Source organism: Sodalis sp. RH15 (genome assembly GCF_047324255.1).
GTDB lineage: Bacteria > Pseudomonadota > Gammaproteobacteria > Enterobacterales > Enterobacteriaceae > Acerihabitans > Acerihabitans ligni.
The window spans coordinates 4,051,087-4,067,043 of sequence record NZ_CP178738.1 but is presented as its reverse complement, the minus strand read 5'-3'; the positions used below and the strand labels follow the sequence as shown (position 1 = coordinate 4,067,043).

Below are 15,957 nucleotides of genomic sequence, written 5' to 3'. Positions count from 1 at the left end.
TTTTAAATTGTGAATAAATTTATTAAATTGCACCATACCGTGCTGATTAGCAAACGACGATTGATATCAGAAACCAGATGCAAATTCTTGAGAACATGATCATAATAGCGAGTCTTTATAAGAACTTTTAAGTGAAAAATAAATTTGCACATGTTGAGGTTTTTAGGTATGCAATATTTATTACGTTAAGCGTTCAGATAATATAAAAGAAGTTATGTGTGGTGGTAGCTAGAAGCCAAGGGCGGTAGCGTGCTTAATTTTTCTGATGAGGGATTCCATTAAGGGTAAACGATGATGTATCACTCATTTAGCTCGATGGAAATGATGAAAAATGAAACTCCTGAAGGAGCACAATCCTATTCAGCCATGTGTTTTGGATAAGTCAGGAAGGATGGTTGTTATGCTTATATCCTTAAACTCTCTTTCAAGGGTGCTAATCAGGCCCAAAAAAATAAAATTTAAGGCAGTACTATTTATTAAGCATTCATTTTACGATATTTTATCTTATGTTTCTCGGCACCAAAAATTAAAGAATAAACTTGTCTTTATCGCCAAAAAAACACATTTACACACGAGATTGAGCTCTATATCTGCTCGTGTCAGTGCTTCCCGAAATAGTTCACGCGATTCCATCGACGCACTTTACAAAAAAGAAGAATTGTCTTTATACGCGAAAGAAATTTATAAGCAATTGACCGAAAAATATAAACCATGAAAATATTAGTTGATTTACAAGGTTGCCAGTCTTCTTCACGTTATCGAGGAGTGGGGCGATATGCTTCTGAATTAACGAAAAGTTTAATTCGTCGAGATAAGCAAAATGATTATACTTTGCTTCTGAATGGCGCCCTGGGTTTCGTTGATGAAATCAAATCAGATTTTGCTAGTCTCCTTCCCGAAAAAAATATCCTTTGCTGGACACAGTACACGGGCATAAGTTCAAGCACAAATCATAAAAAAGAAATTTTTATATCAGAAATAATTCGCGAAGCATTTATTTATCAACAAAATGCAGATTTGCTCTTCATCCCTAATTTCCAAGAAGGTTGGGAAGATGCGGCAGTAACATCGATAGGCAGATTACAAACCTTACGAAAATTCGCTACGAGCTTGAAAATAATTGCCACATTACATGATGTCATCCCATTGCTGAATGAAGATGAATATTTGGGCGTAAAGAGTCCTATAAGGCCATGGTATTTTGAAAAGCTCTCATACTTGCATGATACAGACCTGCAATTAACCGATACCTATGCTTCCCAAGCTGAAATCAGCGCTAAACTAAATTTGCCGTCTTTGCACGTGGTTCCTTGTGGTATCAATAAAAAACAGTTCGGATATTTATCGTCTGACGAAACTAAGGATGTATTACTGCGATTAAGTATCCCTGAAAAATTCATTCTTTATACGGGGGGGACGAATCCTCATAAAAATCTCATTAATTTATATAAAGCCTTTTCACAATTACCTCAGGATATTCAAGATCAATATACTTTAGTGGTCGCTGGAAAAAAACCGGTTGATATTGATAATATAATCAATATTTTGAGTAAGTTAGGAATAAGCACGAAAGTTTACTTCACTGGGTATGTTTCTGATACTGAATTGAGGGCGTTATATAGTAGCTGTGAATTATTTGTTTTCCCTTCATATCAAGAAGGGTTTGGAATGCCGCCACTGGAAGCAATGGCTTCAGGGGCGGTGGTTATTGCTGCTGATATTCCAGTTATGCGGGAAATTATTGGTAATGAAGTGGACTCATATTTTGATCCGTTCAATGTGACAAGTATTTCTGAAAAAATTACATTAGCAATTCGAAACGAGACCTTCAGGAAACTTTCCAAAGCAAACGCATTCAAGCGAGCCCAAATCTATACTTGGGATAAATCCGCCGAGAAATTCCTGGGCGTTATTTCTTCTATTGTCACAAATCATTTCAGCAAGCGTGAGACGTTGACAGCGAATGAAATTTTATCGGCGGCGATTGAAGAAATAACGAATTCGAATTTTACGTTTACAAAAAATGATTTTTTACACATTGCGCTATTATTGAGCAAAAATATTGTGCCTGAGCACAGAAATCCTAAAAAATATATTGATATCAGCGCAATGATACATGATGATTCCAAAACCGGCATACAGCGTGTTGTCCGCGCTATTACAACTGAATTGACTAGTCTGGCTGATAATATTGAAGTTATTTATTCTTTTCCCTATGATCGGACTTTCCGAAAAGCTAAAAAAGACGCTACTCATTTTTATTGCGCTTCCGAGAGCGATGAAGTGGTAGACTTCTTTCCAAAAGATCAGTTGATTTATCTTGATCTGCACCCTTTATTAGCCGTTTCACACCGTATCATAAATAATGATCTCAAGGATCGTGGTGTGGAAGTCTATTATGTCGTTTATGATCTCATACCTCTTCATAAACCAGATAATTTTGTCGCTAAATTATCTTTAGAATTTACTGAATGGGCAAAAACGGTAAGTTATGCAAACGGTATTATTTGCATTTCACGTTCTGTAGCTGACGAATATATTGCTTGGATAAAAAGTCATGCACCTTCAAGAAAAACCGAACTTAAAGTGGGCTATTTTCATTTAGGTGCAGATATCAAAAATAGCCTTCCCACTTCAGGTTTGCCTGACGATGCAAAAGAAATATTGGATTACATCGACGGAAAACTAAATTTTATTATGGTTGGTACGTTAGAACCACGCAAAGGGCATATACAAATAATAAAATGTTTCGATGAATTATGGAGTCAAGGCATCGATGCTAATCTTTTAATCATTGGACGTCAGGGATGGTTGTCTGAAAATCTGGTTAACTTGATTAATGAACACCCTGAGCTTGGAAAAAAACTTCACTGGTTCAATGGCATTTCAGATGAATATCTTGATGAGCTCTATAAAAAATCAAGTTGTTTAATCGCGGCATCTGAAGCGGAAGGTTTCGGTTTACCATTAATCGAAGCGGGTATGAAAGGCATAGCAATCATTGCTCGAAATATCCCGGTCTTTAAGGAAGTAGCTGGAGAAAATGCGTTTTATTTTTCCGGCATAACCCCTCTGCAGCAGTCGGAAGAAATTAAACAATGGATTGATTTATGGAATAGAGGGATGCATCCCGTTTCTTCCGGTATGAAGTGCTTAACCTGGAAGGAAAGCGCTGAGCAATTCTTAAATTGTCTCAATAACAGCGTCTGGTATCATACGTGTAAGTTTGATGATGGAGATTTAGCGTGAGTAAAACTGCAGTTATTACAGGAATCACCGGACAAGATGGCGCCTATTTAACGGCGTTGTTATTAGAAAAAGGCTACAACGTCTACGGCACATACCGTCGTACAAGTTCGGTTAATTTTTGGCGCCTGAAAGAGCTTGGCGTCGATCAGCATCCGAATCTGCATTTGGTGGAGTATGATTTGACCGACCTGTCCACCAGTATCCGCCTACTCCAGCAGTCGGGCGCAACCGAAGTGTATAACCTGGCGGCGCAGAGCTTTGTCAGCGTCTCGTTTGCGCAGCCGGTGACCACCGCCGAGATAACCGGCATCGGTCCTCTTAACCTGCTTGAAGCCATTCGCATCGTTAACCCGAAGATTCGCTTCTACCAGGCCTCGACCTCGGAAATGTTCGGCAAGGTCCAGGCTATTCCCCAAAAGGAGGATACGCCGTTTTATCCGCGCAGCCCTTATGGGGTAGCCAAGCTTTACGCCCATTGGATGACCATTAACTATCGTGAAAGCTACGGAATTTTTGGTTGCAGCGGCATTCTTTTCAATCATGAATCCCCGCTGCGCGGGCTGGAATTCGTCACCCGAAAAATCACTGATTCCGTCGCTAAGATAAAGCTCGGCAAACTGGACGTGCTGGAACTGGGCAATATGGACGCCAAGCGTGACTGGGGTTTTGCCAAGGAATATGTCGAAGGCATGTGGCGCATGATGCAGGCCGACGAGCCGGACACCTTTGTTCTGGCCACCAACCGCACCGAAACCGTAAGAGATTTTGTTTCAATGGCTTTCAAAGCCGCCGGGTTCAATTTGCGGTTTGAAGGGCAGCACGAAGACGAAGTCGGCATTGATATCGATACCGGTAAAACGCTGGTGCGGGTTAATCCGAAATTCTTCCGCCCCGCCGAAGTCGAATTGCTGATTGGGCTGCCCGAGAAAGCCAAAAAGGTGTTGGGCTGGGAACCGAAAACCTCCCTTGAAGAGCTGTGCAAAATGATGGTTGAGGCCGATATGCGGCGCAACGAGCAGGGCTTTTCTTTCTGATGGCCGGCAATGGCAAAAGGGCCCTGATCACCGGGATCAGCGGATTCACCGGCCATTATATGGCGGCGGAGCTGTCCGCTGCCGGATACCGGGTGTTTGGTTTAGGTTCCATCGCTTCGGATCAGCCGGATTATTTCAACGTTGATCTGTTGGATTTATCGGCCCTTTCCGCCGTGATGGCTCAAGTGCGGCCGCATGTCGTGATCCATCTGGCGGCCATTGCTTATGTCGGACATGGCGACGCCAACGCGTTTTATCAGGTTAATCTGGTGGGAAGCCGCAATCTGCTCGAGGCGCTTAGCCACTCGGGCATAGCGCCGGATGCGGTGCTGATGGCCAGCAGCGCGAATGTCTATGGCAACAGCCGCGAAGGCCGGCTGGATGAGCTGACTCCGCTTAATCCCGCTAATGATTACGCTGTCAGTAAGGCAGCGATGGAGTTTATGGCGCGGTTATGGCTGGATAAGCTGCCGGTTATCCTGGTGCGGCCGTTTAACTATACCGGAGTCGGTCAGGGCGAGAATTTCCTGTTGCCGAAAATCGTCAAGCATTTCAAAGAAAAAGCGCCGATCCTTGAATTAGGCAACCTGGATGTATGGCGTGATTTCACCGATGTTCGCGCACTGGTTAAAGCCTATATGGGATTAATCAACTCGGCCGCGGCAGGGCAGACGGTGAATGTCTGTTCAGGGAAAACCTACTCGCTACGTGAAGTGGTGGCAATGTGTGAAGTTATCACCGGCCATCATTTAAACATTACCGTCAATCCGGCATTTGTTCGTGCCAATGAAGTGAAAACCCTGTGCGGAGACGCCGGTAAATTGCGTTCCATCATCGGGGAGTGGAGTACGCCTCCGTTAGAGGAAACCCTGCGTTGGATGCTGGAAAGTTGAATAAATGAAAGTCATTTTTGGTACGGACCCCATCAAGTATCCCTTGACGGGTATCGGCCGGTACACGTACGAATTGGCCAAAGGCTTGCAGTTGCACGAAGGCTCGGAGATTTCTGAGCTTTTATTTCTCCAGGGTCGACACATCAGCCGTGATATCCCGGCGGCCAGTGAGACCGCGCCTTTGAATAGCGGCCTCAAGCGTATGGTCCAGCGCAGCAAAGTGGCATCCGAGCTTTACAGGATTACCGCGCCCTGGTTGAAAACCCGCGCGTTAAAGCCCTTTCCACAGCATATTTACCACGGACCCAACTTTTATCTCCCGCCGGGGGTGGATAACTGCGTCGCAACCTTTCACGACCTGTCCGTATTCAGCTTCCCTGAATGCCATCCGGCGGAGAGAGTGCGCTATATGCATAAAGAACTGTCATTGACGCTGCGGCGGGCAAAAGTATTAATCACGGATTCGGAATTCACCCGGCAAGAATTAGCCAGATATTTTGCTTACCCTCTTTCGCAAATCGCCACCGCGAGTCTGGCCAGCAGCGGTGAGTTTTTCCCCCGGGACGAACAGCAGATCAATCAGGCATTGGCCTCTTTCCAGCTTTCCGCGGGCCGCTATACGCTATTTGCCGGTTCCATAGAACCGAGGAAAAACCTGAAGACCCTGCTGGATGCTTATCAACGGCTGCCTGCGCCTCTTAGTCAGCGCTATCCGCTGGTGATCTGCGGTTATAAAGGCTGGGGAAGCGAGGCGCTGCACGCACGTTTTGAACAAGCCGGGCGGGAAGGGTGGCTGCGTTATCTCGGCTATACCCGTTCGGGTGATTTGCCCTGGTTATTTGCCGGCGCCAGAACCTTTGTTTTCCCTTCGCTTTATGAAGGATTCGGCTTGCCGGTACTTGAAGCAATGTCTTCCGGTGTACCGGTTGTTTGCTCCAATAGTTCGTCTTTACCCGAAGTAGTGGGCAATTGTGCGCTCATGCATGATCCTCACGATATCGATGGATTTACCGCATCGATACGCCTAAGCCTCGAAGATAATGTCTGGCGCGAGTCAGCGATTTCCGGCGGTTTGGAGCGGGCAAAACTTTTTTCTTGGCAACGTTGCGCGCAAGAAACGATTAATGCATATAACCAGGTTTGATATTTTACATGCTGAAAGTCCTCCATTTTTATAAAACATATTATCCAGATTCCTTTGGCGGCATTGAGCAAGTTATTTTTCAGTTGAGTGAGGGCGGCGTGGCTCATGGCATCCAGTCTGACGTGCTTTCCCTAAGCCCGCGAGGGCATATTCAAAATCAGCGGCTTGGTTCGCATATGACCCATTGCGAGGCGGTGACGTTTGAACTGGGCTCAACGCCATTTTCATTTGCCGCCATCAGACGCTTTAAAGAACTGGCCAAACACGCGGATGTTATCCACTATCATTTTCCATTTCCCTTTATGGATATGGTCCACTTTATCAGCGGCACCAAAAAACCTACCGTGGTGAGTTACCATTCCGATATCGTTAAGCAAAAGACATTGCTGAAGTTTTATACCCCTTTAATGGACTTCTTTCTTTCCAGGGTAGATCATATCGTCGCCGCGTCTCCTAATTACGTTTCCACCAGTCCGACGCTGCAGAAGCATATCGATAAAGTCAGCGTTATCCCTTACGGGCTCGATAAGAACTCCTATCCATCGGTGAGTCAGGAAAGTTTGAATGCTTGGCGCGCCAGAATTGGTGCTCCGTTCTTTCTGTTTATCGGTGCGTTTCGCTATTACAAGGGGCTGCATATCCTCATAGAAGCGGCGATGGGTGCGCCTTATCCCATCGTCATCGTCGGTGCCGGACCGATAGAAGATGAGCTTAAGCAGCAGGCGAAAAGGCTGGGCCTAACCAATATCCATTTCTTGGGGGCAGTACCGGATGTGGATAAGGTCGCGCTGTTGATGCTTTGCTACGGCATTGTCTTTCCGTCGCATTTGCGCTCCGAAGCGTTCGGCATTTCGCTGCTGGAAGGCGCGATGATGGAAAAGCCGCTGATTTCCAGCGAGATTGGCACTGGTACGACGTTTATCAATATCCATAATGAAACCGGCCTGGTGGTCCCCCCTTCCGATGCATCCGCGCTGCGTGCGGCGATGGATACATTATGGAACGCGCCGGAACTGGCCGGGCAATTCGGCAAAAACGCCAGCGCTCGGTTTGAAAAGATGTTTACGTCAGAGCAGATGGTTGAAAAATACGCTGAAATTTATAAAGGGCTGCTGACCGGCTCGCCTTCGCTGGCATAGCGCGATCGTTTAGACACTCACTCGTTTTAACATTCAAGGACTAAAATGTTACTTCCAATCATTATGGCCGGCGGTATCGGTAGCCGATTGTGGCCTATGTCGCGAGAGCTTTATCCTAAGCAGTTTTTGACGCTGCACGGCAAGCAGTCGATGCTGCAAGAAACGCTGACGCGCCTTGCCGGCCTGGATATCCGCGCTCCGCTGGTTGTGTGTAATGAAGAGCATCGTTTTCTGGTGGCCGAGCAATTGCGGCAGATTCATCAATTGGCCGGCAATATCATCCTGGAACCGGTGGGGCGAAACACTGCCCCGGCTATAGCCCTTGCAGCGCTGGATGCGGTCGCCACGGGAGATGATCCCATCCTGCTGGTGCTGGCGGCAGATCATATTTTCGCCGATGTGGGTGCCTTCCATCAGGCGGTGAACCTGGCGCTGCCCTATGCCGAAGCCGGCAAACTCGTGACTTTCGGTATCGTTCCCGCCGGTCCGGAAACCGGCTACGGCTATATTCAGCGCGGCGAACAGGTCAAGGATGCGCAAGGGGAGATTTTTAAAGTAGGCCGTTTTGTCGAAAAGCCGGACCGCGTCACCGCGCAGGGGTATATTGCCAGCGGTGAGTACTATTGGAATAGCGGGATGTTTATGTTCCGCGCCAAACAGTATTTAAACCAGTTAGGCAAGTTTCGTCCCGATATCCTGGCCGCCTGCCAGCAAGCGATGCAAGCACATCAGCCTGACGCGGGCCAGGATTTTATCCGGGTGGACAAGGAAGCCTTTTTCGCCTGTCCGGAGGAGTCGGTGGATTATGCGGTGATGGAAAAAACCGACGAGGCGATAGTCGTTCCCATGGATGCGGGTTGGAACGATGTGGGATCCTGGTCCGCTTTATGGGATGTCAGCGAGAAAGATGGCCAGAACAATGCCCTTACCGGGGATATATTTCTCTATAACACTTCGGATTGTTATATCAACACCGACGAGAAGCTGGTGGCGGCGGTTGGCGTTGAGAATCTGGTGATTGTGAATACCAAGGACGCTGTCCTCGTTATTAACAAATCCCAGGTTCAGGACGTTAAAAAAGTCGTCGAATATCTTAAGCTGAATCAGCGCAGCGAATACCGTCGCCACCGCGAGACCTACCGTCCCTGGGGACGCAGCGATGTGGTTGTTAATGAAACACGCTATAACGTTAACCGGATTACGGTAAAACCGGGCGGTATGTTCTCGTTGCAAATGCACCATCACCGTACCGAGCACTGGGTGGTCCTCGCCGGTACTGCCAAGGTGACGGTTGAAGATAAGTGTTTTTTGATTACCGAGAACCAATCCACCTTTATACCGGTGGGGTCGAAACATATGCTGGAAAACCCCGGTAAAATCACCTTGGAATTATTAGAGATTCAGTCGGGGTCGTATCTAGGCGAGGACGATATTGTCCGTATTAAAGATCATTACGGACGGGTGTAACGGATACAACAAAACGCTTCTATTAAATAATTAAAAACCGCGCCGCCAAACGAGGGATACCCTATTTACGTTTGGCGGCGCGGTTCGTTTATAATTCCGTCCGCGGCGGCAGGGTACTAGCTACACGCTACCGGTCGCTATGGATAATATTACTCTAGCCATTCGGTGTGGAAAACGCCGTCCTTGTCGGTACGCTTGTAGGTATGCGCCCCGAAGTAGTCGCGCTGCGCCTGGATCAGGTTGGCCGGCAATACTGCCGAACGGTAGCTGTCGTAGTAGGCGATAGCCGCGGAGAACGTCGGAGTGGGGATGCCGTTTTGCACGGCATAAGAGACTACGTCACGCAAGGCTTGCTGATATTTATCGGCGATGTCCTTGAAATAGGGTGCCAAAAGGAGATTGGCGATATCGGCGTTATCCGCGTAGGCATCGGTGATTTTTTGCAGGAATTGGGCCCGGATGATACAACCGGCACGGAAAATCTTGGCGATTTCGCCGTAGTGCAAGTCCCAATTGTTTTCCTTTGATGCCGCCTTCAGCTGGGAGAAACCCTGGGCGTATGAAACGATTTTACCCAGATAGAGTGCTCGACGAACCTTCTCGATGAATTCAGCCTTGTCGCCGCTGAACGCCTTGTCGGCGGGGCCGGTTAAAACCTTGGACGCCGCAACGCGCTGATCTTTTAACGAGGAGAGATAGCGGGCAAATACGGACTCAGTGATAAGCGTCAGGGGTTCACCGAGATCGAGGGAGCTTTGGCTGGTCCATTTGCCGGTACCCTTGTTTGCCGCCTCGTCCAGGATCACGTCAACCAAATAGTTTCCTTCAGGATCCTTCTTGGTGAAGATGTCCTTAGTGATGTCGATCAGGTAGCTATTGAGCTCCCCTTTGTTCCATTCACTGAACGTTTGGGCAAGCTCTTCATTATTGAGATGCAGTGCGTTCTTCAGCAGGGAATAGGCTTCAGAGATTAACTGCATGTCGCCATATTCAATACCGTTATGCACCATTTTCACATAGTGTCCGGCGCCGTCGGCGCCGATGTAGGTCACGCAGGCTTCACCGTCGGCTTTGGCGGCGATTTTTTCCAGAATGGGGGCCACCAGTTCATAGGCTTCTCTTTGGCCGCCAGGCATGATGGACGGGCCTTTCAAGGCGCCTTCCTCACCGCCGGAGACGCCGGTGCCGATAAAGTTGAAACCTTGATCGGACAGCTCGCGATTGCGGCGAATGGTATCTTTGTAATAAGTATTGCCGCCGTCGATCAGGATATCCCCTTTGTCCAGGTGTGGTGTCAGGGACTCGATGGTTTTATCCGTCGCGGTGCCGGCTTTAACCATCAGCAGGATTCGGCGCGGTTTTTCCAGTGAGTCGATGAACTCTTCAATTGTGTGGTAAGGAACCAGCTTTTTACCCGGATTCTCCGCAACGACTTCGTCAGTTTTGTCGCCGGAACGGTTGAAAATGGACACGGTGTAGCCGCGGCTCTCAATGTTAAGCGCCAGATTACGGCCCATTACCGCCATACCGACAACGCCGATCTGTTGTTTGGACATTACTAACTCCTGTCTGAGTGTGGACTCCCGGCGCCTAATTGCCAAGCGGCGGGCTCTGTTAATGTGACGTACATGTTAACTCAGGATCACCATAGGGGTGAAGTGATTGGAATAATAGGTTGTTAACAATATTACATTCTGGCACTTATCGTACGTTAACGCCTGTGAATCAGGACTTCAACATCGCCATGATCTCATCCGTTTTGGCCTGCATCAAAGCGATATCCCCTCGGGATTCCACATTTAAGCGAACCACAGGCTCGGTATTTGACGAGCGCAGGTTAAAACGCCACCGCTCAAATTCCATACTGATACCGTCGGTATGATCGACGCTTATCGCCCGTGCGCGATAATGATCTGCCACTTTTCCGATTGTGACGGCCGGTTGTTGCAACATAACGTTTATTTCGCCGGATGACGGATATGCGGCAATACGTTCCTTGACTAACCGGCCGAGTGACTGGCCTTTGATACTGACCAATTGAGCCACCAGGAGCCAGGGGATCATACCGCTATCACAATAGGCAAAATCACGGAAATAGTGATGGGCGCTCATCTCGCCGCCATAGATCGCATCTTCCGCCCGCATCCGTTCTTTAATAAAGGCGTGGCCGGTTTTCGACATGATCGGGGTTCCCCCCGCCTTTTTGACCATATCAATAGTGTTCCAGGTTAAACGCGGGTCATGAATAATCTTGGCCCCGGGCTGCAGGTGCAAAAACGCCTCGGCCAAAAGCCCGACAATGTAATAACCTTCAATAAACTGGCCGTTCTCATCAAACATGAAGCATCGGTCAAAATCCCCATCAAAGGCAATGCCCATATCGGCACGGTGTTCGAGAACGGCATTGGCGGTAGCCGCCCGGCACTCCGGCAACAATGGGTTGGGTATGCCATTTGGGAAATGGCCGTCCGGCTGGTGATGGACTTTTATAAATTCAACCGGCACTTCGTTTTGTTTGAAGTTAGCTTCGATGGCGTCGATAACGTGCCCGGCGGCGCCATTGCCGGAATTAATCACCAGTTTAAGCGGAACGACGCGGCTGATATCAATATACGTCAGGATATGCTTGACGTAATCACTCAAAAGATTTTTGCGGGCGTAAGTTCCCTGGCGGAGAGCGGGAGCCGCAAAGGCATTGTTTTCCGCTATCCGTTGAATGTCATGCAATCCGGTATCGCCGCTGATGGGCCGGGAACCTTCGCGAACCAATTTCATCCCGTTGTAATTGATAGGGTTGTGGCTGGCTGTAACCTCAATGCCCCCATCCGCTCCAAGAAAGGATGTCGCGAAATACATCTCCTCGGTGCCGGTCATGCCCAAATCGATAACATCGGTACCCGCCTCCCGCAGACCTTTGGCCAAGGCTAATTTCAGGCTTTCGCTGGTAAGGCGCACATCGCTGCCAAGGGTAATGGTTTTTGGCTTCAGATACTCACCATAAGCACGACCAATGCGATAAGCGATTTCCTCATTTAATTCATCACCTAACTTGCCGCGAATATCATATGCCTTAAAACAGGTCAATTTTGCCATCTTAACGTCCATCACTCATACGATTACCATCCCAAAAGTGCTTTCCATATCGTGAAATTTTCACAGTATCCCCAGGCTTTGATACCGATCCAACGGGTAAGCGTGGATAAGCCCGCTCCCACTGGTATGTCAAATAAATAATTAATTTCAGCTAGTTATCCGTTACGCTAGGTCAGTTGATACCGTCACTGGACGCGCCGGTCGCACTATTGTCCTTTTTTTTTCCGAAACGGGACGTACTGTGCACCACTGTACTGGTAGGTCATGGATTTTTTTACCTGAAACCTAATGTAATGCTATCACCGCAGATAAAGATTTTCTTCAGGAAAATGTGCCAAAACCCGAAGTAAAAGCATCGGCACTGAAGCGATAGCTGAAAGGAAGAATCTGGAAAAGGCAAGGAGAAAGCTTTTGCAGCAGTATGGGTGACTCTTTTTTAGCCATCTCGTTACCATCTCGTTAAAAGGGAATCATCAAAATCCAAACCGATTTAGAAATCGAGAGGTTAACATTCTGGCTCTTAGAATATGTTTTATGGAGGGTGCATTATATAAAATATATTAAAACCGCGAACCCAGTCATTTAACATATTATTTTCCTTTCGATTCAGCTACCGCTTTGAGTTCGACATATCATTTGCGTAGACTAGAGATAACGAAAATGTGTAATCCATCAAAATCAGGAGCAGGGGATGTTTGGTTTGACATGGAGTTGTTTTCATCAGAACAAAGAAACGGGAGAAATTGAACCTCTTATTTATGCAGATCAGAATAAATTGACCAAGCTCTTTGGCATAAGCATTACCTGTATGGGCAATCGGCCGGATGTCTCTTTGTGTCAATCTAAGCATTTTAAAAGCGGTACGCCCGCAGAAGAGATATCGTCCGGCCAACACCGGCAGACGGGTGGAGGCGGATTTATGGCGGGACACCAGCTGCTGTTCATCCGTATGCGTGAAATCATAAGGGAGTGGCCGCCGGCGGTGCAGAGGCTGGCCCAAACCGTTTTCAGCGAACGGGGATTAAAACATATAGAAAATAGCGAGTTGCTGGGTGCTTGCAAGGTCTTGCTTGCCCGATTTGAAGTGTTCCCGCCATCGTGCCAACTCTATCTTGCAACTGAGATTAACCGTAACGGCACCAGATTAACATCGGATGAAAAAAATTTACTTTCTCAGTTTCTTGTCGACCTATTGAAGGATGGTTCGTATTCATGTCCAGCATGTCATTATTTGCGTGATATCTTGCAAAACACCAGGAACTCAATGCTAGCTTAATAAAAAGCTGAAATTGAATGCCATTAAAAGAGGAGGGCGTTAGTATGCGTTACTGAAAAAACAACGCGGTCAAACGATCGCTGAACTTAACATAATCATATAACTAATAATATGCAAGATAATGTCACCCATCGACTTTCCGCACATCCAGGGTTTTTGGCTTTCAACCTCGACCATGACAACTTAAAATCCCAAGGAGCAATGCCCATAGCGTCCTTGCAAAGGATCAATGGAGTACGAAATACGCCGGCCCCAATTGAGGCAGAAGCAAGCAGCGCCATATATCGGCGATATGTGCTGCCGTTGACGGCCGGTCGGGCAAGGCGGCACTCATCCGTTAAGAGTTTACCTCTGACGGCGGATACCATCGCGCGTAACAACGCTAAGCTTATAAATGAGCAGATGAAGCGCGTGCCGAGAAAATTAGTTAATCTTAGCGAGAGTGCGGATATACAAAATGAATATATCAGCCGGGGAGTATGGACAGAATATAATTTATCCTTGTTAAAGGCTTTATTGGGCACAGCTATTCAACCAGGGGCTATTGCAACATTGAGTCCACCGGAGCAACTTCGAAAGCTCATTATTATTATGGATAATTTTCAGCACTTGGAAAGGAATCATAAACTTTTTGTTTTTCAAAGGCTGAAGAGTCTATTTCCCCCATCGGTGGATAACGTTAATTTAACTCAGCGGCAGTTCCAATTATTGGGGAAATGCTTGGCTTATTTTAGTCGACATTGCCTCCGGCACTACCCAATTCAATTTTTTCCACAGGTCTATGATTACTTATTTCAAACAGTCTCTCGATTCACTACTGTGAATTGCAATGTCATTATCCGGCAATTACTTAAGCATTTCCCGGTTTTGTGCCAACAGGCACCGCCTGCAACGCTTTTTCAATATTTTAAATCTCTTTTGGAAGCGTCTTTTTTATGCTCAAGTGACGTGAGAAATTATATTTTCAATGGCTTATCAAAAAACCTGATTTTTTTACCTGATAATCTTGTCAAAGATGGTGCCATTCTAATGGAATTATGTTCAAGAAAATTCATGTCAAAGCGCTTTAATCAAAAAATTGAAAAAAACATCTCATACTGTTTAAAAGAAGAATTAGCTCATTATAAGTTAGATATTCTCAATTCAACTTTCTATTCACCAATATTGACTGCAATAAAATGATCACGTCATCGTGGATTTCATTCTCTCCAAAAAAAGAGGATAAAAAGCTCTTTCAGAATTTGATAATTAATCATCAAGTTCAACAATGAGAATGATTTTTTTATAACAGAGGAATTTGAAATGATCCGATTTTTATGCTGTCGCCACACGCAAAATAATCTAACAACCGAGCCGGTGGCTGAAGCTTTTTGTGGTGCAACCCAATTGAAAACGATTTCCAATCATCACACGTTGGCCTCTTTTCCTAAGACGACGGCGGGTATGGGTTGTACCAACGTTTATCCTGTAGACCAGGTAGAATGGTCTCCCCCAGCAATGTCCACTTCTGATGGCGCTCCATCCTATGGAAGTGAATGCTTATCCGCACAAGGCGTCGTTGTCAAAATCAAGACATACCCAGCTCGGCATGCTTCTACGTGTAATTATGTTCCATCAAAAAAAATAATAAATCGTACCCAAAGTTTTAACGTAAGACCAAAAAAGAGTGATGAACCAAGCACCCCGTTATCTCCGCATGTTTCGCCAGCGGGAGCGGGACGGCCGCCTCGCGTCAAACGAACGGTGAGTTTTAACCTGCCGGCTGAGAAATCAGCCGCAGATGATAAGACTCGTTCGATTACTTACAAAAGTATTGAGCAGGGGCAACTCCTGTTAGCCAGTATCGAAAATCATTATACCGAACCGGAAATCAAAAGATTGTTAGGGCAGGATGGCAACCCCGGAGAGCTGAGTAACTATGACCCGCTCATGCAATTGATGATATTTAAAACGCTGTTTAGGAAGGTAAATATCAAGAATGACCACTTTTTTGCATATTTTTTCAGTCGATGTGTGGAGATTTCTTGTCAATGGTCCGAATACTTTGAAGATGTCTATCGGCGCGATACAGATTTGCTGGAAATAATAAATCGTTATGTATTGCTTGAAATTCCAAGGGATATTTCTACATTAGGGAAAATACAGCCGCGGGGAGAACTATGGTTGAAATTCTATCGGGAACAGTTTAATAAGGTCCCGCCAAAAACATATATTTTAATATGTCGAGAATTTTTCAATACCAGAAGCACGTTTCGATATGAATATCAAATAGAAATCATAAGCAATATTCTAAAAGGGTTTAGATATATACCACAAGTGGACAATGAAGAAGTTTTCCTGAAATTAACAAAATTATGCACACAGCACAATCCGTTGGTTAGCTATGAATATATCAAACTGCTGGCGGAGAATGTGAAATATCTTGCCCCTAAACTGCGTTACCAGCAAGCGTTGGCGATAAAAAATCTAAGCATATCATTAGATCTTGCCGGACAAGGAATTATCCATGCGATATTGAGACCTAACATGATTGATTGAGTACTAAGCAAAAATTATTGCCATCAGCCACTATCGGCTGAGTAGCATTAGCCAACGCAGGCTGAACGTATGTTGGCAATGACAGATGCATGATTGCTTCCTTAGTTGAGGATGTGGGGTGCAA

12 protein-coding genes are annotated in these 15,957 nt (G+C 46.3%); 10 read left to right on the top strand and 2 right to left on the bottom strand.

Going from position 1 to position 15,957, the window contains the following annotated elements:
- Window positions 1–331: 331 nt before the first annotated feature.
- Genes ACL2XO_RS18520 through ACL2XO_RS18490 form a run of 7 tightly spaced genes read left to right on the top strand, consistent with a single transcriptional unit; the run spans window position 332 to window position 8,926 of the window.
- Window positions 332–715 carry a hypothetical protein gene (locus ACL2XO_RS18520; RefSeq protein WP_413741246.1) on the top strand — a complete coding sequence of 128 codons (384 nt, stop codon included), beginning with the start codon at window positions 332–334 and terminating at the stop codon, window positions 713–715.
- Complete coding sequence (locus ACL2XO_RS18515; protein WP_413741245.1) at window positions 712–3,249, top strand: glycosyltransferase family 4 protein; 2,538 nt, start codon at window positions 712–714, stop codon at window positions 3,247–3,249. The genes ACL2XO_RS18520 and ACL2XO_RS18515 overlap by 4 nt, the downstream gene beginning before the upstream one ends.
- Window positions 3,246–4,283, top strand: a complete 1,038-nt coding sequence (gene gmd, locus ACL2XO_RS18510; protein ID WP_413725024.1) for a GDP-mannose 4,6-dehydratase — start codon at window positions 3,246–3,248, stop codon at window positions 4,281–4,283. The genes ACL2XO_RS18515 and gmd overlap by 4 nt, the downstream gene beginning before the upstream one ends.
- A complete protein-coding gene (locus ACL2XO_RS18505) occupies window positions 4,283–5,176 on the top strand; it encodes a GDP-mannose 4,6-dehydratase (RefSeq protein WP_413725023.1) in 894 nt (297 codons plus the stop codon). Before gmd ends, ACL2XO_RS18505 begins: the two co-directional genes overlap by 1 nt.
- Before the next feature lie 4 nt (window positions 5,177–5,180).
- Window positions 5,181–6,320, top strand: a complete 1,140-nt coding sequence (locus tag ACL2XO_RS18500; protein ID WP_413741244.1) for a glycosyltransferase family 4 protein — start codon at window positions 5,181–5,183, stop codon at window positions 6,318–6,320.
- A gap of 8 nt (window positions 6,321–6,328) precedes the next feature.
- The gene (locus tag ACL2XO_RS18495; RefSeq protein WP_413725021.1) at window positions 6,329–7,459 is read left to right on the top strand and encodes a glycosyltransferase family 4 protein; all 1,131 of its coding nucleotides are present in this window, start codon (window positions 6,329–6,331) and stop codon (window positions 7,457–7,459) included.
- Between the two features lie 45 nt (window positions 7,460–7,504).
- The gene (locus tag ACL2XO_RS18490) at window positions 7,505–8,926 is read left to right on the top strand and encodes a mannose-1-phosphate guanylyltransferase/mannose-6-phosphate isomerase (RefSeq protein ID WP_413741243.1); all 1,422 of its coding nucleotides are present in this window, start codon (window positions 7,505–7,507) and stop codon (window positions 8,924–8,926) included.
- Between the two features lie 149 nt (window positions 8,927–9,075).
- Here the strand turns inward: ACL2XO_RS18490 and gndA are convergent, their stop codons facing one another.
- On the bottom strand, window positions 9,076–10,482 hold the full coding sequence (gndA, locus tag ACL2XO_RS18485; protein ID WP_413725019.1) for an NADP-dependent phosphogluconate dehydrogenase: 1,407 nt from the start codon (window positions 10,480–10,482) through the stop codon (window positions 9,076–9,078).
- 169 nt (window positions 10,483–10,651) lie between these two features.
- Window positions 10,652–12,019, bottom strand: a complete 1,368-nt coding sequence (gene cpsG / locus ACL2XO_RS18480; RefSeq protein WP_413741242.1) for a phosphomannomutase CpsG — start codon at window positions 12,017–12,019, stop codon at window positions 10,652–10,654.
- Window positions 12,020–12,710: 691 nt separating this feature from the next.
- On the opposite strand from cpsG, the gene ACL2XO_RS18475 reads away from it, so the two are divergent.
- The 3 genes from ACL2XO_RS18475 to ACL2XO_RS18465 all read left to right on the top strand — a co-directional run bounded on the left by ACL2XO_RS18475 (window position 12,711) and on the right by ACL2XO_RS18465 (window position 15,833).
- Complete coding sequence (locus ACL2XO_RS18475) at window positions 12,711–13,295, top strand: hypothetical protein (protein ID WP_413741241.1); 585 nt, start codon at window positions 12,711–12,713, stop codon at window positions 13,293–13,295.
- Between the two features lie 111 nt (window positions 13,296–13,406).
- Window positions 13,407–14,477: a hypothetical protein gene (locus ACL2XO_RS18470; RefSeq protein WP_413741240.1), complete on the top strand. Its 1,071-nt coding sequence runs from the start codon at window positions 13,407–13,409 to the stop codon at window positions 14,475–14,477.
- 120 nt (window positions 14,478–14,597) lie between these two features.
- On the top strand, window positions 14,598–15,833 hold the full coding sequence (locus ACL2XO_RS18465) for a hypothetical protein (protein ID WP_413741239.1): 1,236 nt from the start codon (window positions 14,598–14,600) through the stop codon (window positions 15,831–15,833).
- The last annotated feature ends 124 nt before the right edge of the window (window positions 15,834–15,957 follow it).